A 21,912-nucleotide genomic window follows, 5' to 3' on the forward strand; every position below is an offset into this window, starting at 1 on the left:
GCTATCGGAGAATGTTCGCCCTGCACCCAATAATTGCGTCCATCGCGACAACCGTCGCCATCGCGCAGGAGAACAGCTGATGTACGCAGTCATGGGCATTACCGGGAAAGTGGGCGGCGCGGTCGCCCGGACGTTGCTGGCCGCCGGGCATCCGGTACGCGCGGTAGTGCGCAGTATTGATAAAGGCGCGGTGTGGGTCCGGCAGGGGTGTGAATCGGTGGTGGCGGATGTCGATGACCGTAACGCCCTGATTGGGGCGTTTACCGGTGTAAAAGGCGTGTTCGTGATGATGCCGTCGAATTTTGACCCGTCCCCAGGTTTCCCGGAAACCCGGCACGTGGTGGAGAACATTCGCTCGGCGCTGGAAGCTGCACGGCCCGGCAAAGTCGTGGGGCTGTCGACCATCGGCGCTCAGGCTTCTCAGCCGAACCTGCTTAATCAATTACGTTTGCTGGAGTTGGCGCTTAACAAGCTTGCATTGCCCGTCACCCTGTTACGACCCGCCTGGTTCATGGAAAACGCTTTATGGGATGTCGAGCACGCGGTCGGCTCAGGCGGGATTCCAAGCTTCCTGCAACCGTTGGATAAGCCCGTGCCGATGATCGCCACCGCCGACGTCGGTCGCGTCGCCGCTGAGCTTTTGCTGGAGGATTGGCACGGTCAACGCGTCGTCGAACTGGAAGGCCCGCAACGGATCACGCCGTTGCAACTGGGCGCCGGGTTCAGCGAACTGCTGGGCAAACCGGTGCGTATGCACGTCGTGCCACGGGAGACCTGGCAGGGATTGTTTGAAAGTCAGGGGATGAACCACCCGTTGCCACGGATGCAAATGATCGACGGCTTCAACGAAGGCTGGATCGAGTTTGAAGGTGAACCGCGCAAGGGCCGGGTCGAGTTGTTGACGGTTCTCGCGCAACTGTTGGCCCGCCAGTAATGCGATAAGCGGGCTGATCGTCAGCCCGCTCCATCGCGATGTTGCTTACAAAAACATCCCGCCCGACGCCTCGATGCGCTGGCCGTTGATCCACTGGCCGCCCGGCGACAACAACAGCGCAATCGCCGCACCAATGTCATCCGGCTGACCGGCGCGACCCAGCGCCGTATTGCTCGCGACCATCTGGTTCACCGCGCCATTATCGCGCACCGTGCCGCCGCCGAAATCAGTCTCGATGGCCCCCGGCGCCAGGATATTTACCGCAATCCCGCGCTCGCCAAGTTCCTTGGCCTGATACCGGGTCAACACTTCCATCGCGCCTTTCATCGCCGCATAAGCGGCGTAACCCGGCAAGCTGAAACGGGCCAGACCGCTGGAAATATTGACGATGCGCCCGCCGTCGTTCATCAGCGGCAACAAGTTCTGCGTGAGGAAAAACGGGCCTTTGAAATGGATATTCACCAGCAGGTCGAACTGCTCGACGGTGGTGTCGACGAAGCTGGCGTGCACACCAATCCCGGCGTTGTTCACCAGGAAATCGAAGTGCTGGCGATCAAAGTGGTTCTTCAACACATTCGCGACTTCGCTGCTGAAGGCGCCGAAACGATCACTCTGGCCAACATCGAGTTGCAGCATGGCGGCGCGGCCACCGAGGTTTTCGATTTCCGCGACCAGGGCCTGGGCTTCATCGGCGCGGCTGTTGTAGGTGCCGATGATGTCGATGCCTTGGGTAGCGAGGTGCAGCGCGGTGCTTTTGCCCAGGCCGCGGCTGGCGCCAGTGATCAATGCGATTTTACGGTTCATGGGATTTCCTCAAGCGTGGGTGAGCGATGTGAGGAAGTTTATTTATCCGGTTGGCAGTGATAAATAGGGGTAAATCGGAATCACTGATCGGTTAATCCGAACAATAAAGGTCGGCCCATGAATAAGCTGGAACTGCTGCGCACCTTCGTCCGCGTCAGCGAGATGTCGAGTTTCACCCTTGCCGGCGAAAGCCTGGGCTTGCCCCGGTCCACGGTCTCGGAGCATATCCAGGCGCTGGAAACCCTGCTGGGCACGCGGCTGCTGCAACGCACCACGCGCAAGGTTCAGGCAACGCAGGACGGCCTGGCGTTGTACGAGCGCAGCAAGGATTTGCTGTCGCACATGGATGAAATCGAAGGCCTGTTCAAACAGGACGAAGCCTCGCTGGCCGGGCGGATTCGCATCGACATGCCGAGCATTCTGGCGCGGCGCCTGGTCATGCCGCGCCTGCCGGAATTCATGGCTCGGCATCCGCTTCTGGAGCTGGAAATCAGCAGCACCGATCGCCGGGTCGATTTGCTCAGCGAAGGCTTTGATTGTGTGTTGCGGGTCGGTGCGCAGCCGGATCAATCGGTGGTCGCCCGCCATGTGTGCGACTTTGCCATGGTCAACTGCGCCAGCCCTGCTTACCTGCAACGCTATGGCGTGCCGCGAAGTCTTGACGATTTGGCAGAGCATCGACTGGTGCATTACGTCGGTGTGTTGGGTTCGCGGTCGGAAGGGTTTTTGTACGAAGAGGAGGGCAAGCTGCAGCGCGTGGCGATGGCCGGCAGCATTACGGTGAACAACACCGATGGCTATGAGTCGGCGTGCCTGGGTGGGTTCGGCTTGATCCAGGCGCCACGGACGGGCATGCAGCCGTACTTGCTCAGCGGTGAATTGGTGGCGGTCCTGCCGCAGTTCAACGCACCGTCGATGGAAGTGTCGCTGCTGTATGCACGGCAACGGCATTTACCGTTGCGGGTGCGGGCGTTCATGGAGTGGCTGGCACAAATCATCCAGACCAGCCTCTGATCTGTAGGAGCAAGGCTTGCCCGCGATGGCGTTCTTGAAATCGCTATCGCGGGCATGCCTTGCTCCTACAGGGGCGGGTCAGAAAATCTTGGTGAACAACCAGTACAAACTGCCCGACAACAGGATCGCCGCCGGCAAGGTCAGCACCCAGGCCATCAGCAGGTTGCGGATGGTCTTCATCTGCAAACCGCCGCCATTGGCGACCATGCTCCCGGCCACCCCCGAGGACAACACGTGGGTGGTCGATACCGGCAGACCGAACATGTCGGCGGCGCCGATGGTCAGCATCGCCACGGTTTCGGCGGATGCGCCCTGGGCATACGTCAGGTGGGTCTTGCCGATTTTTTCACCGACCGTCACCACGATGCGCTTCCAGCCAACCATGGTGCCCAAGCCCAGGGCGATGGCCACCGCGATCTTCACCCACAGCGGAATGAAGCGTGTGGAGTTGTCGATCTGCTGCTTGAACAGTTGCAGCTTGCCGCTGGTGTCGGCGTCGAAATTGCCGACCTTGTTCTTGTCCATCAGGCGAATGGTTTCGCTGGTCAGGTACATGTCGTTACGCACGTTACCCACGGCCTCGGCCGGGACTTTCGACAGCGAGCCATAACCCTTCACTTCGTTGCCGATATTGCCGGCCAGCGCAGCGAGGGCAGGGATCAGTTGCGGCGTGGCTTCTTTGCTGCGCACGTAATCGGACAGCACCGCACGCGGGTTGCCAGGTGCTGGCAGCGGCGTGGTTTTCACCAGTGCTTGCTGGGTGACTTCAGCCACGGCGGCGAACTGCAGCGCCTGATCGGCGGGCATGGTGCGGTTCAGTGCATACGCCATCGGCAGGGTGCCGACCAGGATCAACATGATCAAGCCCATGCCTTTCTGGCCGTCGTTGGAACCGTGGGCGAAGGACACGCCGGTGCAGGTCAGGATCAACAGACCGCGAATCCACCACGGTGGCGGCGCGTCGCCTTCCGGAGCCTTGTACAGCGCGCGATTCTTGACGAAGGCACGCAGGGCCAGCAGCAACAGCGCGGCACAACCGAAGCCCACCAGCGGCGATAGCAGCAATGCATAACCGATCTTGGTCGCCTGCGCCCAATCCACGCCGCTGGTGCCATCACGGCCGTGCATCAGGGCATTGGCCACGCCGACGCCGATGATCGAACCGATCAGTGTGTGCGACGACGAGGCCGGCAAGCCGAGCCACCAGGTGCCGAGGTTCCACAGGATCGCGGCGATCAACAGGGCGAAGATCATGGCGAAACCGGCGGAGGAGCCGACTTGCAGAATCAGTTCCACCGGCAGCAACGCGATGATGCCGAACGCCACCGCGCCGCTCGACAGCAACACCCCGAGGAAGTTGAAAAAACCGGACCAGGCCACCGCGAAGTTCGGCGGCAGCGAGTTGGTGTAAATCACCGTGGCCACGGCGTTGGCGGTGTCGTGGAAGCCGTTGACGAATTCAAAACCGAGGGCGATCAGCAGCGCCACGCCGAGCAGCAGAAACGGCGTCCAGGTGGTCACCACCGTGCCGAGTTCGTGCATGTCGTGCATCAGGCTGTAAGCGGTGAACAACAAACCACTGGCCAATACGCCGAAGAAAATGACGAGGGTGAACAGGCCGGGTTTTTTATCAAGCTGCGGTCTGGCGCTGCTGGCGCTGGCGGGCGCCTGGGCAGTGGTATAGGAAGGAGTAGCCATCACGGACAATCCTGATGAGGGAAGGAGTGTCGCCCATGATCGTTTCAAAATGTGACAGAGAGACTGCGGTGGGTCAGTGTTTGGGGGTTTTTACCTACTGATCGTTCCCACGCTCCGCGTGAGAATGCCTCCCCGGACGCTCTGCGTCCGCTTTGGGACGCGGAGCGTCCCTGGCTGCATTCCCACGCGGAGCGTGGGAACGATCACTGGGGTGCGTTAATAATCCTGGCGCTTACGAAACGCCCAACGCCCGGCGATCAAGGTAAAGGTCGCCACCAGCGCCACCAGAATCCAGAAACCTTCCGGGTCGCCGGAGAGCGGCACGCCACCCACATTCATCCCGAAAAAACCGGCAATGATGTTGATCGGCAACGCCAGCACCGTGACCACCGTCAGGGTAAACAGCGTGCGGTTGCTCTGTTCGTTGAGGTTGGCGGCGATTTCTTCCTGCAACAGCTTGATCCGTTCACCGAGGGCCGTGAGGTCGTTGATGATCAACGCAAACTCCTCGGTGGATTTGCGCAGCTCCTTCACGTCTTCCTTCTGCAACCATTGCGGTGGCCGATTGAGCAAACGCAGCAACGACCCCGGCTCCAGCGCCAGCAGCCTTTGCAGGCGCACCAGCACCCGACGATTGGCGCCCAGTTCGGCACGGTTGGTCGACAGCCGCGAGGACAGCAATTCATCTTCGATCTGATCGACACTTTGGCTGGTCTTGCGCACGATCTGCGTCAGCACTTCGCCCTGATCGCGCAGCAAGTGCACGAGCAATTCCAGTGGCGAGCGAAAGCATTCCCCGGCCTTCACCGAGGAGCGCAACTTGTCCACCGAGTGCAGCGGTTGCAGGCGCGCGCTGATGATCAGCTTGCTGCGGGCACAGACCCACAGCGTCGACACATCCGAAGACACCATGCTGCTGAGGTTGAACACCACATCGTTGACCACCGCCAACAACGCCGAATCGACATGTTCGATGCGGGTCGAGCGCGAGCCCTCGTGCAGCGCCTCGAAAAACTCCTCGGGCAATTCCAGATGACTTTTCATCCAGCGCTCGCACGCGGCGTGGGCCAGGTTCAGGTGCAGCCAGAGGAATTCGTCGCTGTCTTCAGACTGTTGCAAACAGCGCAGCGCCTCGGCCGAATCGATCTCCCGGCCACGCTCCCCCGGACGAAAACGGAAGCCGTACAGCAAGCCGAACAAGTCAGTGTCGCGGTGAGTGTGATCGATGCTGTGGTTCATGAGGTCTCGCTGGGGAGGGGCATTCGGCCGTAGCAACGTGGAAACGTAGCAACGCAGCAACGTAGCAACGTAGCAACGTAGCAGCTGTCAAGCGGAGCGAGGCAGCGTTCGGCGACGAAGTCGTCGTCAAACCTGAGCTCGCGGTTTTCCTGAAACACCCCGGTGCCTGATTTCACGACGGCTTCGCCGCCGAACGCTGCCTCGCTCCGCTCGACAGCTGCTACGGGAGCTACGGGAGCCACGGGAGCTACGGGAGCTACGGGAGCCACGGGAGCCACGGGAGCTACGGCAGTTGCTACCGGGCATCATCGCAAGGCTTCTTGACGGTTTTGTGACAGGTGTGTGGCGCGCAAACGTGTGCGCAACCAGCGGTCGGAATTGATTCAAGAACCGCTCTGGCACGCCGATGACGCAGGTGTTAGGTTGCGCGGCTTCGGCCACGCGCCGGGATCGCAGACAGGGAAGTTTGGACGTCTTTCACGCCCAATCAGGCGTGCCTCATTCCTGTCATGAGTATCACTCGATGCTGCAAAAATCCCTGAGAGCCCAAATTCTCGCATTGCTCGGTGGCAGCCTGTTGGCGATGTTGCTGATCGCTTTGGCTTGCTTTCACTTCCTGTCCAGTGGCGTGCAAAGTTACGCCAACCTGATCGACGGACCGCTGCACACCTCGCAACTGATCGATGAAGCCAACCTGCAATTCAAGGTGCAGGTTCAGGAGTGGAAAAATGTCCTGCTGCGGGGCAAGCAGCCGGCCGACCTGGACAAATACTGGAAGCAATTCGAAGACCGCCAGCGCGACGTGCAGGGCATCCTCGGCGAACTGGCGAGCCAGAAAGGCCTGGACGGCCAGCTCAAGACCCGCATCGAACGCCTGCGTGACGAGCATCGCCAGTTGGGCAGCGCTTACCAGAAAGGTCGCGATGCCTACGTCGCCGCCGGTGCCGATCCAACCGCCGGCGACACTGCGGTCAAAGGCGTGGACCGCGCCACCAGCGATCAGATGAGCGAACTGGTCGGCGAATTGCGCAAGCAGGGCACCGAGCAATCGGCGCTGATCAGTGCCGGTGCCGAGCGCACGGTCATGCTCGGGATTATCGTGATGCTCGCCTCGGGCCTGTTGATCGGCCTGTTGAGCCTGTGGCTGATCAACCGCAACCTGGTGGACCCGATCCGCAAACTGATCGACTACGTGGCGCAACTGAGCCAGGGCAAGTTCGCCGAGCGCGTGGCCAGCAGCCGTGAAGACGAACTGGGCAAACTGGCCATGGCCGCCAACACCTTGCGCGACTTCCTCGCCGAAACCTTCAACCGCTTGCAGCGCAGCGCCAAGGATCTGGACAGCGCCAGCGGCGAGTTGAACGCCATTGCCGGCCTCATGGCCAGCGGTACCAACGAGCAATTCAACCGCACTGATCAGGTAGCGACGGCGATGAATGAAATGTCCGCCACCGCCCAGGAAGTGGCGCGTCACGCTGCCGACGCCGCCCGTGCCGCCGACGATGCCGACCAGTCCGCCCAGCAAGGCGAAAAGGTCATGCAGGGCACCATCCACACCATCACCCAGATGCGCGGCGAAATCGCCAATACGGCCACGGTCATCCGTCGTCTGGAAACCGACAGCGGCCGTATCGGCAAAGTGCTGGAAGTGATTCGCGGCATCGCCGAGCAGACCAATCTGCTGGCGCTCAACGCCGCCATCGAAGCGGCCCGTGCCGGTGAAGCCGGACGCGGTTTTGCGGTGGTGGCCGACGAAGTGCGCAGCCTGGCCCAGCGCACGGCGGCGTCGATCATCGAGATCAACCAGATCATCCAGACTGTGCAAACCGGTGCCGTAGATGCTGCCCAAGCCATTGAAAGCGGCCAGTCCCGCAGCGAAGAAAGTGTCGCGCAAGTGACCGAGGCCGGCGCCATGCTGGAGCGCATCACCCATGCCGTGGAAGCCATCCGCGACATGAACCGCCAGATCGCCACCGCCGCCGAAGAACAGACGTCGGTGGCCGAAGACATTTCGCGCAACCTCACCGAAATCACCACGATTGCCAGCACCAACCTGGACAACGTGCAACGCACCGAAGCCGCCAGCCACAACCTGCACGGCTTGTCGGGGCAGTTGAATGAAGTCACGGCGCGCCTCAGCGCTTAAGCAAAGAGACTGTGTACCGGTTCGCTTACCAAACCGGTACACAGTCGATCTCAAGTGCGGCCAGCGGATGTCGATGATGGGGTTAACCTGAACCCACATAGGACAAGTCCCATGGTCAGCATCACCTCGGTTTCGATCAACCAGACCCTTTCCACACCGACCAGCAAAACCGCGATCAGCGACAGCACCGACGACGCTACGTCAGCGACCGCAGCGACTTCCAGCGATACCACCAAGGCTTCCGCCGGAGGTGCGGCGCCAGCGGCCGGTGGGGGAAATTCGAGCAGCAGCACGGAATCCGACACGGTGAAAGAGTTGCGCAAGCAGATCGCCGAGTTGCAAAAGCAATTGCAGGAACAACAGCAGCAACTGCAAGCGGCTCAGGCCAGGCAGGAAAGCGCCGATGCCAAAGCCGCCGATGTCGCCGCCGCGCAATCACAGATCGCGACGACCTCGGGCTCGTTGCAAACCGCCACAGCGGCGTTGTTGCAGGCGTTGCAGCAGGAGGGCAGCAGCACGTCGGGGTCGATGGTTAGTACGTCGGCTTAACGGGTTGCCGGCAGGCGGAAGGTAAACAGCGTGCCGTTCTGCACGGTGGACGCCACGTGCAGTTGGCCGCCATGGGACTGGGCAATCTGGCTGGCAATGTAGAGGCCCAGTCCGAGGCCGGCCTGGGGCGTGTCGCGGGTCGGTCGCGAGTAGGGCTGGAACAGCTGGGGCAGCACGGCTTCGGGGATTGTCCCCGGATTTTTCACCGCCAGCATCAAGGCGCCCTGATCCACCTGCGCGATGACTTCGATGTCACCTCGGACATCGCCGTGGGCAATGGCATTGGCCAGCAGGTTGGAGAGCAATTGCGCGACGCGCTCGCGATCGCAATGAACGCCTTGCAAGTCGCCGATCGAGGCGCGGATGACCCGTTGCGGGTGCACGCCCTGTATCTCTGAAATCACATGCTGCAAGGCATCGCCCAGGTCCGGGCAAGTGGCGATGTCGAGCGGGATGCCGTTGCCCAGACGTCCACGGGCGAAGTCCAGCACGTCGTCCACCAGTTGCGCGGCGCGCCGGGCGCTGGTGAGGATGTGCTGCACCAGTTTGTCGCTGCCCGGATTGGCGAATTTGCGCTGAAGCATTTCGGCGGCGGCGCTGATCGCGAACAGCGGGTTGCGCAGGTCATGGCCGAGCACGGCGATGAACTGTTCGCGCAGTTCGGCGGTTTGCCGTTCCTGTTGCAGGTCCGCTTCGGTCTGTTGCAGGTTTTCTTCGGCTTCGATCTGCAGTGACAGCACCCTGGCGAACGACTCCATGGTGGTCTGGATCGCGCTGCTCTTGAGCTCGGCCGGGTTGGGGTCGAGGGCGCAGATGGTGCCGAAGAAACGTCCGTCGGTGCGAAACACCGGGACCGAAATATAGCTTTCGAATTGGTACAGGCGCGGGGTGTGGTGATCGCGGTACAGCGGGTCTTCACTGGCCTTGTCGATCACCACCGACATGTGGGCCTCGCGGATTTCATGGCACAGGGTGGAGACCACGTCCAGTTCGCCGCCGACCTTGAGGCCAAAGTCCAGTTGATCGAGCACGGCGCAGGCCGTCCAGGAATCCTCGGTGACACGGGCCACGGCGGCAAAGCGCAGGCCGGTCATTTCCCGGATCACCTGAAGAATCGCCGGCACGGCGCTGATGCGGCCGATGGTGGCGATGTCTGCTGCCGCTGTTTGCTCCATCTTCATTGATCTCTGCGTGAACCCGTGTGGGATTCTAGCGACCCTGGCGCGCGCAGGCATAAAAAAACGCACGACCCGAAGATCGTGCGTTATTTGGATTTCGTATTGCGGGGGATTATGTGTCTTGCTTGTTGCTCAGGACTTTGCCGGTGGTGGCATCGAAATCCACGTCCCATTCAACGCCTTCGGCGGTGCGCAATTCGACTTCGTATTCATAGCCGTTGAAGTGGTTGTCCAGATCGGTGTCGGTGATGGTCGCGCCCGGATGCAGCTTCAGCGCAGCCTGGTTCATTTCTTCCAGTGGCTTGATTTTGCCGCTTTTGACCAGCTCAGGGATCTGGTCGACACGAATGTCAGCCTGGGCGATGCCGGCAGTAAGGGTCAGGGCAGCGGCGGTGAACAGGGCAGTCAGGGTTTTCATAAGAGTCTTTCCTTGGGGTGATCTGTTTAAGTGGGCTCAGGTTAAGCGGCGCAACTTAATTCACCCTTAATTGCTCGCGAAGAAGTCGACGCCGTCTCGCGTCAGACGTCGATCAGTAACCGTTGTTCTGCAGCAATTGCGCCACGGTGCCTGCCGCCGGGCGTTTGTAGAACTTCAGCAGTTCGCTGGCGCGGTTGGTGAAGATGCCGTCGACACCGGCGTCCATCACCTTCTGATAATCCACGGCATCGTCGATGGTGTAGACGTGCACCAGCAGGCCCTGATCGTGGGTGAACTGGTTCATCCATGGCTTGACCAGGTCCGAATAGCTCTGATCGCCGCCCTTGGTCAGCGCCGCCGAAGGACCGGTGCCGATTGCGCCCTGGGCCTTGGCGTACTCGACCCATTGCTGGAATTCGGCTTTGCTTTTCGGTTCTTGCTTGGCGTAGTAAGTGGCTTTGTCCTTGTCACCGGACTCGGCGAAGGTCACTTTGGATTTCGGCTCGATGCTGCCGTCACCGACCCACAACAGCAGGATCTTCGGCACGTTCGGCATTTCTGCTTGCAGCAGTTCGAGGCTGCTCTTCTCGAAGGTTTGCAGCACGACTTTGCCTTTGCCTTGGCCGACCGCAATCGCGCTCTTCGCCAGTTTCGAACCGACCGGGCTCAGCCAGCCGCGATCCTGGAGTTTCTCCTTGAGGTCGCGCTCGATGCCGGGGAATTGCTTCGGCTCTTTGGTTTCGATGTACAGGCCGGGCTTGTGCAGTGGGTTGCCCTGGGCGATGTCGATGATTTCATCGAGGGTCAGGATTTTCAGGCCGACGTAAGAAGGACGCGCACGATCCGGGTAAGCGGCGTTGAACCAGCTGCCGGCGTCGAGGGTTTTCAGTTCGGCGATGGTGAACTGGTTGGCCGGGGCGTCCTTGCGCTCGGGGAACTTGGTGGCGACGTCGGTGGTGCGCTGCAAGTTGTTGTCGTGCAGGGCGAACAGCACGCCGTCCTTGCTGCGCTGCAGGTCCATTTCCAGGTAATCGGCGCCCAGGTCGCGGGCCAGTCTGTAGGAAGCGGCGGTGGATTCCGGGGCATCGAAGGACGCGCCACGGTGGGCAATCACGGCCGGATGCGGAATGCCCAGCGTGGTCGCCCGTGCAGTGGGGCTGGGCTGGGTGGCGGCCTGTGCCTGGCCGAGGCCGAGCAACAGGCTCAGTACCAAGGCGCTCTTGGTGAAGGTAGCAGGCATGGTCGAGGTCCTTTCGCAGAGGTTTTCAAAGACGTACCTTTTAACAACTGAGCGCCGCGAGCGCTATCGCCAGACCGACATAAACGTGTTTAAAGCGATTTTTTTCAGCGCTTTTGTGCGGTTCTTTGCAGTACTCTTGGCCCCGGCAGTTTCCCCGGCAGAGGGAAAGCCGTTCCCCAGCCTTGCGTGTAAACCATCGATCACCGGTCCCTTTGCGACCTTTTGTGAGGTTTATATGCGCATCACTTCCCAGCTCATCTGCCAGGCCGCCGACCAACTCAAAGGCTTCGTCGGCCTCAATCGCAAGACCGGCCAGTACATCGTGCGTTTCAGCGAAGACTCCTTCGGCATGGACGTGGCGGATGACGGCATCATCCCCACCAGCGAATTCGTCTGGGCGCCGGGCCCCGAGCAGGCGATGACGCTTAAGCGCGAGTTGATTCAGTTGTTGCTGGATCAGAACATCGATGACCGGATCAACGTTACCGAGCCGTTGCGGGTGTATATGCATCGACTGGAAGTGCCGGAGATTTCGGCGGTGCGCAGTTTGGTGCAGGGTTAAGGTCAAAAGATCGCAGCCTTCGGCAGCTCCTGCAGGAACTGCCGATCTTCAGCGCTGTTAAACCGATTTTTCAAACCGATAGGCCCGCTCGACTGCGCAGGGAGGTAAAGATCACCGCGTAGTAAGGCGGTGATGGAGTCTTGGCGATCATGATTTCTGCTTCGCGCAGGCGTCGATCAGGGCGCCCACCAGCGGCGGCAACGTACCTTTGAGCGCGGCACGTTCCGGTTGGAACAAAGTAGCGACGAAGAACGGATGACCTTGCAGCTCCACCGCCCGCAAATCGCCATTCGAATCGTGACCGACGGCGTTGAGTTGCCCGTTCAACAGCGCCTGTTCGAACTGCGGATTCACACCGTAGCGGCAGCGATAGCCTTCGTGAACCTCGGACGTTTCATTGCCCGCGCCGTTTCCGCGGCACCCGGAAAAACGCCTTCGAAAACTGGGTATTCGTCCTATGGCTACTGTCGTTTTTTCTGATTATTCAGGCTCGTCTCGACCTATAACTTTAGCGCTATGACATTCGATTCAATCGCTGATCCAAGGAAGGGTAAGGATGAAAAAAGCGGCTCAACGGCTGTTGGCCTTGTGTGTTTTGGGTGCTTCGGGACAAGCCATGTCCCAGCCGTTCACCTGTGGCGGGCACTTTTTGGGAAGTGACACGCAAGCTCAACTTGCCCAAGCCATTATCGAGGACGGCGGCCGGGCGGACGGTGTTTAACGGGTGTTTTCCATTTGCCAGAGGGGGGGGGATCGAGATCGTATTGGACGGTAACCATCAGACATGGACCAAAAGCTATAAAAAGCGCTGGCAGCAGCGAGTCGTCACACTGCCCCAGGTGCCGGCGGATAAGGTGGTCGTTCGCTGATCAGAGGTTCGGCTCATCCTTGCGCACAAAATGCTGATGCATTTCCGACGTCAGGTTTTCGATCCGTTCGGTCAGGGCCTTGGTCATTTCGGTGAGGCGGGTGTTCTGTTCCAGCAGTTCCAGCAACTGCGCAGTGTTCTGCGCGGCCTGGGCCTGGCGCTCGCTGTTGGCGACGGCCAGGGCTTCGCGGTGTTGCGCGTCGGCGTCGGACTGGGCTTTGTCCCGCGCGGCCTGACGGGTCTGGGCCAGCAGGATCAGTGGCGCGGCGTAAGCCGATTGCAGGCTGAAGGCCAGGTTGAGCAGGATGAACGGGTACAGGTCAAAGTGCGCCACGCCGAACAGATTCAGGCAGACCCACAGCACCACGATCAGGGTTTGCGCACCAAGAAACGTCGGGGTGCCGAAGAACCGCGCAAACGCCTCGGCGCGCAGGGCGAATTTGTCGTTGCCGAAGGTCGGCGCCAGGTGAGCGTGAGGGCGATGGAAGCGCAGGTGATCGACAGGGGCGGCGGGCTTGGTGTCGGGCTTGGTTGAATTCATGGTGCGCTCGGCAGGGAATCGGGACTTGGGGTCACTATAGTCCTGCGCAGGCGTCGGTTGTCTGAATCAATGTTGAATGGCTCGACGCCATACTGATCTTGTTGCGACCGGTGTTTTTCGCGGTGTAAAGGGCTTTGTCGGCGTCGTTGAGCCAGGTAATCGCGTCGGCGAAAGGCGTTTGGTACGCGGCCAGGCCGATGCTCAGCTTGATGCGCAGTTCGGGCACGTGCGGGTGGCGATATTCGTTGAGCACTTCGCGCAAACGTTCCATTGCTTCCCTGGCTTGCTGCAACGACATGTTCGGCAGGATCACGCAGAACTCGTCACCGCCATAGCGGCCGGCCAGATCGCTTTCACGCAGGGTGCGCTTGAGTTCCACGCTCAATTGCCGCAGCACCGTATCGCCGACGATATGCCCGTAGGTGTCGTTGATCGCCTTGAAGTGATCGATGTCGATCAGGGCAATCACCGACGCACCCTGATTCTGCAGGCACTGCTGGAACTTGACGTGCAGCAGGTCCTTCCAGGCGCCGTGGTTGAGCAGGCCGGTCAAACTGTCCGTGCGGCTCAAGGCGCTCAAGGTGCGCTTGTGTTCGGCGAGTTTGAACGCCAGTCGATAACACACCATGCCCACCGCCAAGGGGTAAAGGGTCAGCGATGGCAGGCAGGCCCACACTTGGATCGGCGTGGCCGTCGGGGTAAAGCCGATGCCGAACACGAGCCAGGCAATGATGACGCCGACCATTTGCGCCAGGGCGCCGTAGAGGAACAGCCTCGGGCCACCGGCTGCGACGTTGTTCATCGTCATCATCGACAGAATGGTCACGGTCACGATCGGGTTGAACTGAGCGGCGGCCGCCCAGAAACCGCCGCACAACGAATCGCCAATGATATTGCGGCGTTCAGCCTGATAAGGAAACGGCGAGCGGGTGGCCATCTGGTAAGCGAGATGGGGCCAGACGAAGCCATTGAGCAGCATCAGCACCCAGACCCAGCCCGGCATGTTCAAGGGATATAGCGCGGCGGTCACACAAATACAGCCAATGCCCAGACCGACCGTTCTGGGCATGTAAATGCGTCGGGCGAACGAAAGGCCCTTGCCGCGTTGGTTTTCCATAATTCCCTGCGCCAGATTCATTCTGAAACACATTGCGGTGTTTTATTCAGAGTTACCGTTCATCGGTAAAGCGGCAGACATTGTCATTTATTCCAACGGGAATAATCAGTGTCCTTGGGAGCCATTTAACGCGGGCGCAGGTACGGCGGGACTTGATCTAGAGCTGATAACAGGCCAGGAACATGTCCATGGCGGATTCGACGACCGTGCTTTGTACCTCGGGCGAAAGGCCGGTCTGGCCCATGGAAATCTGCGGCCAGAACCCGAAGGACTTGAGCAAGCCCTGGACCTGCTGCGCGGCAAACTCCGGGGCGACCGGTTTCAGTCGGCCATCGGCCTGGGCCGCCCGAATCCACAGGGTCAGACCCTCTTCGCGTTCGCCCATGCGGGTGATCATGTTTTGCGCACGTTCGGGCGAATGAATGGTCGCGGCAATGGCCACCCGCGCGAGGTCGAGAAAGTTGTTATCGCCCATCATCTGCATTTTCGCCAGCAGGAGCTGACGAAGCTGATCGCGCAGGGGCAGCTCAGGGCGGTACGAGGTGTCCTGTTCTTCCGTCACCCGCGCCCACAACTGGTTGAGAATTTCGGCGAACAGCTCTTCTTTGCTCGGGAAGTGGTTGTACACCGTGCGCTTCGACACGCCCGCCGTGGCGGCGATCTTGTCCATGCTGGTGATCTCGAAACCGTTGCTACGGAATTCGGTAATCGCCGCCTGGATGATGGCTTCGCGTTTTCGGTCGGTCAGGCGCTGTGGAGCTGTCATAAGTACGCTTCGGCAGGGAAAAGTTGGAATTACACTCAGCAGTTTACTTGTCGCCGGGATTGATGCAACCTAGAAACTACACTGTGCAGTGTAATGCTTGGTTAATCCTGCACCGTGAACAATAGATCTCCGGCTGATGCGTGCGTGCCTTGGCCATTTATCGTCCCAAAGCGGAAAACCGTGAGTTGCGCGGTTTTTCTGGAGTCATTCAGTCATGGCCATTACGACTTCCCCAATGAACAAAGCCACCCAGCCTGAAGCTTCCCGTCAGGTAGAAGGGCACTTCCACAATCACCAACCGGTCCAGCGCGAAGGCTTTCGCAAAATGCTGCGCATCATGTGGAACATGATCTTCCACAAACCGCGCAGCACCCGCCCAAGCGCTGCCATCCCGGTGCAAACGTTGACCCAGGCCGCGTTGATCGCTGCACCTAATCACAGCGTCTACCGCCTCGGCCACTCCACCGTACTGCTCAAGTTGCGGGACAAATTCTGGATCACCGACCCGGTGTTCGCCGAGCGTGCCTCCCCGGTGCAATGGGCCGGACCCAAGCGTTTCCACCAGCCGCCGATCAGCCTGGAAGAATTGCCGCCAATTGAAGCGGTGATCCTGTCCCACGACCACTATGACCACCTCGACTACAACGCGGTGCTTAAACTGGCGGACAAAACTAAGTATTTCCTCACGCCGTTGGGCGTCGGCGATACCCTGATCAAGTGGGGCATCGACGCCAGCAAAGTCCGCCAACTGGATTGGTGGCAGGGCACCGAAGTCGATGGCATTCAATTCGTCGCTACACCGTCGCAGCATTTTTCCGGCCGCGGCCTGTTCGATGGCAACAGTACGCTGTGGGCCTCGTGGGTGATGATCGATGGCAACACCCGCATCTTCTTCAGTGGCGATACCGGCTACTTCGACGGCTTCAAACGCATCGGCGAACAGTACGGCCCGTTCGACCTGACGCTGATGGAAACCGGTGCCTACAACGTCGAATGGCCACACGTGCACATGCAACCCGAACAAACCCTGCAAGCCCACATCGACCTCAAAGGGCGCTGGCTGCTGCCGATTCACAACGGCACCTTCGACCTGTCGATGCACGCCTGGTACGAACCCTTCGATCGCATCCTGGCGCTGGCCTGGGAGCGGAATGTGTCGATCAGTACGCCGCAAATGGGCGAGGCGTTCAACGTGATGTATCCGCAACGTGGCAACGCGTGGTGGTCAGGCGTGGAAGACGTAAGCGATCAGGTAACGGCGTAGAGCGTTGCCCTTGCGGGCCCTCCGCCATGGGAGTGGCCCGGGATCTACCTCTACAAGCGCTGCGTTTCACCCTTCAGAAGGTCCAGATGGTCCAGGATCTTCGTCACGGTCAAATCGTCCAGTCGTCCTTGAAGCATTTCATCCAGCTCTTCCTCGGACAATCCGAGTTTTTGCGCCGCCTCGGTCTTACTCAGATCACCGTTATCGAGGAGCATGCCGATCCTCATGACGTATTCGGCTTTGCCCCGCGCGACACCTGCATCGATATCACTCATCTGCTGACACCTCACTCAACCATCGCATAATCCGGTCGCGCCACCGGATCCGGCGTCGACCCTTTCACATTCATCCCTCTACCCGGTGCAAACCCGGGGAAGAACACCAGGCCTTCCGATTCAAACCGATATGCCAACGCCAGCCGCGTGACATCCAGCACATCGCGCTCGGCCTCGAATCGCTCGATGGCGTCCACGGAAACCCCGGATTCGCGCGACAGTTCTTCCACGCTCCAACCCAGCATCGCTCGGGCCTGGGCGCTGTGGGCCGGGGTGAATTGGAAGAGGGCGATACGTTCCAGGGTGATTTTCATCGCAAGAGAGGCCATGGTGTTCTCCGGGCTCGAGAGTGCTGATTTAAAATGTACTGTGTTTTTGTACAGTTGTTTCGGGCCCGGATCAAACGCATTTTTTGATTTGTGCTATTTCGCCGCATCCATCCAGACGGACGGTGCCTGCCCCAGCACCCGGCGAAACATCGTCGAGAACGCCGCCGGGCTGTCGTAGCCGAAGTCGATGGCGATCCGCGTCACCGGCGTCCCCTCCGCCAGCCGCGCCAGGGCCAGCACTACGCACGCTTGTTGCCGCCATTGGCTGAAACTCAGGCCGGTCTGTTGGCGGAACAGGCGATTAAAGGTGCGCAGGCTGATGTGCAATTGATCGGCCCAGTGCTGCGGCGCTTGATGGATATTGGGCTGCTGAAGAAACGTCTGACACAACCCGAGCAGTCGCCCTTCAACAGGCAACGGAATGTGCAACGGCAGAGGCGCACTGCGGGCCAGTTCGTGCAGCAGCAAATCCATCAGCACACCGTCGCGTCCGGCTTCGTCGTAGGCCAGCGGCACCTCCACCGCCTCCATCAATAAATGCCGCATCAACGGTGAAACATTGAGTACCTGGCAACGACTCCCCAGATCGACTGCAGTCGGCTCGATGTACAAACTCCGCGTACTCACCCCCAGCATCAACACTTCATGGGCCACCCCCGCCGGGATCCACACCGCCCGTTGCGGCGGCACCACCCAATTGCCGTCGTGGGTGCTGACCTGCATCACCCCGGTGGCACCGTATAGGAGTTGTGCCCGTCGGTGTGTATGAAGGGGCAGCACATGTCCGTGGGAATAATCCGTACCGATCGCCACCACTGGCCGTGGCGTATCGTCCAGCAAATTGATCGAAACATTGCGCATCAAGCGGTACCCAGCGATTGGCGTAAACGCAAACATTATTGGCCGGCTTGCTGAAGCAGGCCAAGCGGCATCGCTCTATCGTCGACCGCTCCCAACCACTGGACGACGCGCGATGTTCTATCTCTTACTGACTCTCTTCGGCTGCATGACCGGCATCACCGCCGTGCTGTTCGGCTTCGGCGGCGGCTTCGTCGTGGTGCCGCTGCTGTACCGCATGCTCATGGCGAGCCATGGCGCCGACGACCCTGTCGGTCAATCGGCGATGCACATTGCCGTGGCCACTTCGACCTGCGTGATGATCGTCAACGCGCTGATCGCCACCGGAAAACATCACCGCGCCGGTAGTCTGATTCGCCATTACCTGTGGCCGTTGGGTGGATACATCGGATTAGGCGCAATTGTCGGCGCCGTTGCGGCGATATGGGCCAATGGTGAAGTGATTCGCTATGCCTTCATCGTGTACCTGGGGATTACGATTCTGGACTGCCTGTTCCGGCGTGGTTTTCTCACACACTCGGATAACGGAGTCCCACGCCGATTGGGAAGGGTAGAGGTATCGGGTGTAGGAATCGGCGCTATCGCAACCTTTCTCGGCGTGGGCGGCAGTGTCATGACCGTGCCGTTACTGCGGCGTTGTGGCCTGAGCATGTCGCAAGCCACGTCCATGGCCAATCCGCTGAGTTTGCCCGTGGCCCTGGCCGGGACGCTGACGTACATGGCGATGGCCGGGTTCACCGAGTTTGATTTGGGCCCGTGGTTTATCGGGTATGTGGATGTGTTGGCGTTTGCGATATTGGCGGCGGGATCGATCATCGGCATGAGGCTGGCTACGCCTTGGATCGGGCGGATACCGGATCGCGTGCATGCGTGGGTCTACATTGGTTTGCTGCTTTTAGTGATGCTTGGTATGTGGGTTAATTAAGTGCACCTAAAACTTGAGGGCCATTGATGTTGATCTTTAACTGCACCGAAGCAGCCAGCCAGTTTTTCAGTCGTGTCCAAAAGGGTAGAACAATCACGCCCGTGGACTTCAATCCGCCATCGCCCACTCCTGAAGAAGATGAACTCAGTGATCTGACAGAACAATGGCTGGTTCACGCCATTACGGTTCAGCGCAAACATGTGCTGTTAGTCATGCACATCAAAACCCGTTACTGCATGATTTTCGCGGACGCGAAAAAGGCTGACGTTGCCGGATTTATTCAACGCTTCTCTGAGCGCTGGCTCTACGGTTTGATGCGCCATGCGACGCAGAATGACTTGTTTCAATGGATCGACGGCGGTCTCATGGAGCAGCGTTATGAGCAGGCCTGTAGCGAGTATGTTTTCTATAAACGCCGGCATCGCGGTGCGCAAAAGCACATCGACGAAATTTCCTGGATTTTCCAGAGTTACGCCGCCGAATGGGGCTCACTACCGGCTGACGAATACGAAGCTGGCCGCTTCGACGCACGGAGGAATGACACCCCGCGACTGAGTAAAGGCCATAAGGACTATTACTGGCCCGATGAAGAAATGATTGCGCACTGGTTACGCACTTACTCCGGCCAGAATGAACAAGGCGTTCAGGCTGCACGTGATCGGCTTAATGCAGTGAAGCGCGAGATTGGGCAGTTGCAGTCGCAACTGGCGCAGCAATGATCGACATTGCGGCATCGATTGTTTGACGGCTATTCGCCATAATCCGCGCCCATTACAAGCGGGCAAACGCTCACTTCCTTCAAGGATGATTTGATGTTCAACGGATTGTGTCGTCTGACTGGCGTTATCGCGCTGGCGTGCTCAACGTTTTCTACGCCGCTGTGGGCTGAAAACAGCGCTCAGGTGTACACCGGAACCTTGGGCAAAACGCCGATTGTGCTGGAGATGTATCCCGATTCGGGGACCGGCCGCTACTTCTACCAGAAGTACCGCAAGGATCTGGTGCTCAGCGGCACAAAGGAAGGGAACGCCCTTGTTCTCAAGGAGGGTGAAGAACCTTACGGCGAGGACAAGCCGCGCCCGACAATTCGCTTGCAGCCCACACCTGAAGGCTGGGCCGGCGAATGGATCAGCCCTGAAGGTAAAGTGCTGAAGATTGAGTTGGAGCATGCCAAGCGCCCACCACTACCCGCCAATACTTTGCCCTATCTAACCAGGCTCCATGATCAGGAACCTTATGAGTATCTGCGTCTGCATGGTCTGAAACTCAAACAAGGCAAGACCGAGACGTTCAACGGCTATTCGCTGCAATGGTGGAGTGAGCCGCAGACGAAGTTGACGATATTTGAAGTGGTTTCCGGCTATACCCCTGAAGCGCGCGATCGCATTAATCGGCAGTTGATGGATCGATTGTGGCGGGAAGTGGTGGGGTACTACGGGTGTCTCGCTGGCGGTAGAGATACGTCGCTTATCCAAACGATGACACCGCTGCTGATCACCTCATCGGTTATCAGCGTGAACGTTGAGACCGAGGGGCGTTGTGGCGGCCAGCACCCGGATTACAGCGAGGCTCCCATTAACCTGGATGCCAAAACCGGTAAGTCCCTGACGTTAGAAGACGTCCTCTGGGTCGGGCAGGGTAAACCGCTGCATTACGAAGAGTTGAATGACGAACAAACCCCGGACGCGCGCGAAGTTTATTCCGAGTACCGCGCTAAAAAACTTGCACCTTGGCTAGTCGAACAGTTGCATAAGCTTCATCCCGATCAGATACCAGGCAGCGACGAGAACTGTGCTTACGGTGAAGCAGACCGTTGGATCCTCCCTACTTGGTATTTCACTGAAAAAGGCATCAAGTTAGAGCCTTACTTCTCTCACGCGCAAGCGCCGTGTGGGTATGTGGAGTGGAGTGTTTTGCCCTATAGCCTCATCAAACAACACCCCGGCGGTGTCGCGCTGCAATTGCCTTAAGGCTGGATTCGGCCACTTATCCAAGGAAGATCTGATGTTCAAAGGATTGCGCTGGTTGGCCGGGGTTGTCGTAACGGCATGCTTAACGTTTTCGTCTGTGATTTGGGCTGACGCCAGCACTCAGCTCTACACCGGGACCTTGGGTAAAATGCCGATTGTGCTGGAAATGAATCCCGACTCTGGCGATGGTCGTTACTTCTACCAAAAGTACCGTAAGGACTTGATTCTCAGCCTTACAAAAGAAGGGGAAATACTTGTACTGGAGGAAGGGGGCGAAAGTCAGCCTCACCCGACCATGCGCCTGAAACCCACGCCGGATGGCTGGTCTGGCGAGTGGGCCAGTGCCAAGGGCAAAGTGATGAAGATGGAGCTGCAGCAAGCCAAACTTGCGCCAGTGCCCGCCGATACCTTGCCCTATCTCGTCCAACTTCATGACAAGTTGCCCTACGAATACCTGCGCTTGCTAGGCCTGAAACTCAAACAAGGCCAGACCGAAAACTTCATGGGCTACACCCTGCAATGGTGGAGCGAGCCGCAATCCCAAGTGCAACTGTTCGAAGTCGTTTCGGGTTATCCCGCTGAAGTGCTTCAACGCATCAATCAGCGACTGATGGCGCGTTTGTGGCAGGGCGTCGGGGGGACTTTGGAGTGCACTGTAGATGGTGCCCCGGGGTCCTATTTTCAAACAAGTCATCCCGTATGGATGTCGCCTTCGGTGATGAGCGTCATTACCGCCACCGACTTCTATTGCGGTGGTCTTCATCCGAATCTGGACAACGAATCGCTCAACTTTGATACCAGGACCGGCAATGTCCTGACGCTTGATGATGTGCTGTGGGTGGGGCAGGGCAAACCCGTGCATTTCGAAGAGGGCTTTGATTACTCATCCCCGGCGTTCAAAGCTCATTATGAATATCGTAATAAAGAACTGGCGCCGTGGCTGGTGGCACAATTGCTCAAACTCAACCCCAGCGAAATGACGGCAAAGCCCGAAGTGGAGGAGAACGATTGCGTCTACAACGACGATAACCTTTGGAATTCCCCTCTCTGGTACTTCACCGAAAAAGGCCTCAAGTTGGAGCCCGTTTTTGTTCACGCGGCGGCTGCGTGCCGAGACATTGACTGGAGCGTTCTGCCTTACAACCTCATCAAACAACACCCCGGCGGCGTAACGCTGCAACTGCCTTAAACTGCAACCCACCAGTTCCCGCTGACTT

At 59.2% G+C, this 21,912-nt stretch carries 23 protein-coding genes and 1 pseudogene; 11 read left to right on the top strand and 13 right to left on the bottom strand.

The window, feature by feature from the left end; translation table 11 throughout:
- Window positions 1-79: 79 nt before the first annotated feature.
- A complete protein-coding gene (locus HKK53_RS28295; RefSeq protein ID WP_169373488.1) occupies window positions 80-934 on the top strand; it encodes an NmrA family NAD(P)-binding protein in 855 nt (284 codons plus the stop codon).
- Between the two features lie 45 nt (window positions 935-979).
- Here the strand turns inward: HKK53_RS28295 and HKK53_RS28300 are convergent, their stop codons facing one another.
- Window positions 980-1,738: an SDR family NAD(P)-dependent oxidoreductase gene (locus tag HKK53_RS28300; RefSeq protein ID WP_169373489.1), complete on the bottom strand. Its 759-nt coding sequence runs from the start codon at window positions 1,736-1,738 to the stop codon at window positions 980-982.
- 117 nt (window positions 1,739-1,855) lie between these two features.
- On the opposite strand from HKK53_RS28300, the gene HKK53_RS28305 reads away from it, so the two are divergent.
- A complete protein-coding gene (locus tag HKK53_RS28305; protein ID WP_169373490.1) occupies window positions 1,856-2,752 on the top strand; it encodes a LysR family transcriptional regulator in 897 nt (298 codons plus the stop codon).
- 78 nt (window positions 2,753-2,830) lie between these two features.
- Here HKK53_RS28305 and HKK53_RS28310 read toward each other — a convergent pair whose 3' ends face one another.
- Together HKK53_RS28310 and HKK53_RS28315 are read right to left on the bottom strand one after the other, a co-directional pair.
- Window positions 2,831-4,450, bottom strand: a complete 1,620-nt coding sequence (locus tag HKK53_RS28310) for an inorganic phosphate transporter (protein ID WP_169373491.1) — start codon at window positions 4,448-4,450, stop codon at window positions 2,831-2,833.
- A 216-nt stretch (window positions 4,451-4,666) separates the two neighbouring features.
- On the bottom strand, window positions 4,667-5,689 hold the full coding sequence (locus HKK53_RS28315; protein WP_133838012.1) for a transporter: 1,023 nt from the start codon (window positions 5,687-5,689) through the stop codon (window positions 4,667-4,669).
- Window positions 5,690-6,212: 523 nt separating this feature from the next.
- On the opposite strand from HKK53_RS28315, the gene HKK53_RS28325 reads away from it, so the two are divergent.
- Both HKK53_RS28325 and HKK53_RS28330 read left to right on the top strand, forming a co-directional pair.
- Window positions 6,213-7,835 carry a methyl-accepting chemotaxis protein gene (locus tag HKK53_RS28325; protein ID WP_169373492.1) on the top strand — a complete coding sequence of 541 codons (1,623 nt, stop codon included), beginning with the start codon at window positions 6,213-6,215 and terminating at the stop codon, window positions 7,833-7,835.
- A 111-nt stretch (window positions 7,836-7,946) separates the two neighbouring features.
- Window positions 7,947-8,384, top strand: coding sequence for a hypothetical protein (locus tag HKK53_RS28330; RefSeq protein WP_169373493.1), 438 nt, complete (start codon window positions 7,947-7,949; stop codon window positions 8,382-8,384).
- On the opposite strand, the gene HKK53_RS28335 is transcribed toward HKK53_RS28330, so the two are convergent.
- The 3 genes from HKK53_RS28335 to HKK53_RS28345 all read right to left on the bottom strand — a co-directional run bounded on the left by HKK53_RS28335 (window position 8,381) and on the right by HKK53_RS28345 (window position 11,220).
- Window positions 8,381-9,559: a GAF domain-containing sensor histidine kinase gene (locus HKK53_RS28335; RefSeq protein WP_169374305.1), complete on the bottom strand. Its 1,179-nt coding sequence runs from the start codon at window positions 9,557-9,559 to the stop codon at window positions 8,381-8,383. The two genes, HKK53_RS28330 and HKK53_RS28335, sit on opposite strands and share 4 nt — an antisense overlap.
- A gap of 115 nt (window positions 9,560-9,674) precedes the next feature.
- Window positions 9,675-9,980: a PepSY domain-containing protein gene (locus HKK53_RS28340; protein ID WP_169373494.1), complete on the bottom strand. Its 306-nt coding sequence runs from the start codon at window positions 9,978-9,980 to the stop codon at window positions 9,675-9,677.
- A 112-nt stretch (window positions 9,981-10,092) separates the two neighbouring features.
- Window positions 10,093-11,220: a glycerophosphodiester phosphodiesterase gene (locus HKK53_RS28345; protein ID WP_169373495.1), complete on the bottom strand. Its 1,128-nt coding sequence runs from the start codon at window positions 11,218-11,220 to the stop codon at window positions 10,093-10,095.
- 235 nt (window positions 11,221-11,455) lie between these two features.
- Here HKK53_RS28345 and HKK53_RS28350 point away from each other — a divergent pair, with 235 nt between their 5' ends.
- Window positions 11,456-11,782 (top strand): DUF2025 family protein, encoded by a 327-nt coding sequence (locus tag HKK53_RS28350; protein WP_169373496.1) that lies wholly within the window; start codon window positions 11,456-11,458, stop codon window positions 11,780-11,782.
- 147 nt (window positions 11,783-11,929) lie between these two features.
- On the opposite strand, the pseudogene HKK53_RS28355 reads toward HKK53_RS28350, so the two are convergent.
- Window positions 11,930-12,178 (bottom strand): annotated as a pseudogene (locus tag HKK53_RS28355) (hypothetical protein); the annotation flags it as partial.
- A 160-nt stretch (window positions 12,179-12,338) separates the two neighbouring features.
- Here HKK53_RS28355 and HKK53_RS28360 point away from each other — a divergent pair.
- Window positions 12,339-12,503 (top strand): hypothetical protein, encoded by a 165-nt coding sequence (locus tag HKK53_RS28360; RefSeq protein WP_169373497.1) that lies wholly within the window; start codon window positions 12,339-12,341, stop codon window positions 12,501-12,503.
- A gap of 148 nt (window positions 12,504-12,651) precedes the next feature.
- Here HKK53_RS28360 and HKK53_RS28365 read toward each other — a convergent pair whose 3' ends face one another.
- The 3 genes from HKK53_RS28365 to HKK53_RS28375 all read right to left on the bottom strand — a co-directional run bounded on the left by HKK53_RS28365 (window position 12,652) and on the right by HKK53_RS28375 (window position 15,074).
- A complete protein-coding gene (locus HKK53_RS28365; protein WP_169373498.1) occupies window positions 12,652-13,191 on the bottom strand; it encodes a DUF1003 domain-containing protein in 540 nt (179 codons plus the stop codon).
- Window positions 13,192-13,225: 34 nt separating this feature from the next.
- Window positions 13,226-14,308, bottom strand: a complete 1,083-nt coding sequence (locus HKK53_RS28370; protein WP_169373499.1) for a diguanylate cyclase — start codon at window positions 14,306-14,308, stop codon at window positions 13,226-13,228.
- Window positions 14,309-14,465: 157 nt separating this feature from the next.
- Entirely contained in the window at window positions 14,466-15,074 is a 609-nt protein-coding gene (locus tag HKK53_RS28375; protein WP_169373500.1) for a TetR/AcrR family transcriptional regulator, read from the bottom strand.
- A 214-nt stretch (window positions 15,075-15,288) separates the two neighbouring features.
- Here HKK53_RS28375 and HKK53_RS28380 point away from each other — a divergent pair, with 214 nt between their 5' ends.
- Window positions 15,289-16,338, top strand: coding sequence for an MBL fold metallo-hydrolase (locus HKK53_RS28380; protein WP_169373501.1), 1,050 nt, complete (start codon window positions 15,289-15,291; stop codon window positions 16,336-16,338).
- A gap of 50 nt (window positions 16,339-16,388) precedes the next feature.
- Here HKK53_RS28380 and HKK53_RS28385 read toward each other — a convergent pair whose 3' ends face one another.
- The 3 genes from HKK53_RS28385 to HKK53_RS28395 all read right to left on the bottom strand — a co-directional run bounded on the left by HKK53_RS28385 (window position 16,389) and on the right by HKK53_RS28395 (window position 17,803).
- Window positions 16,389-16,613 carry an XRE family transcriptional regulator gene (locus HKK53_RS28385; protein ID WP_169373502.1) on the bottom strand — a complete coding sequence of 75 codons (225 nt, stop codon included), beginning with the start codon at window positions 16,611-16,613 and terminating at the stop codon, window positions 16,389-16,391.
- A gap of 11 nt (window positions 16,614-16,624) precedes the next feature.
- A complete protein-coding gene (locus HKK53_RS28390) occupies window positions 16,625-16,942 on the bottom strand; it encodes a helix-turn-helix domain-containing protein (RefSeq protein WP_169373503.1) in 318 nt (105 codons plus the stop codon).
- 93 nt (window positions 16,943-17,035) lie between these two features.
- Window positions 17,036-17,803 (bottom strand): AraC family transcriptional regulator, encoded by a 768-nt coding sequence (locus HKK53_RS28395; RefSeq protein ID WP_169373504.1) that lies wholly within the window; start codon window positions 17,801-17,803, stop codon window positions 17,036-17,038.
- Window positions 17,804-17,915: 112 nt separating this feature from the next.
- Between HKK53_RS28395 and HKK53_RS28400 the strand changes: the two genes are divergently transcribed.
- From HKK53_RS28400 to HKK53_RS28415, 4 genes are all read left to right on the top strand, one after another.
- The gene (locus HKK53_RS28400; protein WP_169373505.1) at window positions 17,916-18,725 is read left to right on the top strand and encodes a sulfite exporter TauE/SafE family protein; all 810 of its coding nucleotides are present in this window, start codon (window positions 17,916-17,918) and stop codon (window positions 18,723-18,725) included.
- 26 nt (window positions 18,726-18,751) lie between these two features.
- Window positions 18,752-19,444 carry a DUF6933 domain-containing protein gene (locus HKK53_RS28405; RefSeq protein ID WP_169373506.1) on the top strand — a complete coding sequence of 231 codons (693 nt, stop codon included), beginning with the start codon at window positions 18,752-18,754 and terminating at the stop codon, window positions 19,442-19,444.
- Window positions 19,445-19,537: 93 nt separating this feature from the next.
- Window positions 19,538-20,695 (top strand): hypothetical protein, encoded by a 1,158-nt coding sequence (locus HKK53_RS28410; RefSeq protein WP_169373507.1) that lies wholly within the window; start codon window positions 19,538-19,540, stop codon window positions 20,693-20,695.
- A gap of 34 nt (window positions 20,696-20,729) precedes the next feature.
- Window positions 20,730-21,884, top strand: a complete 1,155-nt coding sequence (locus tag HKK53_RS28415) for a hypothetical protein (protein WP_169373508.1) — start codon at window positions 20,730-20,732, stop codon at window positions 21,882-21,884.
- Window positions 21,885-21,912: the final 28 nt, after the last annotated feature.

The organism is Pseudomonas sp. ADAK7 (assembly GCF_012935675.1).
Classification (GTDB): Bacteria; Pseudomonadota; Gammaproteobacteria; order Pseudomonadales; family Pseudomonadaceae; genus Aquipseudomonas.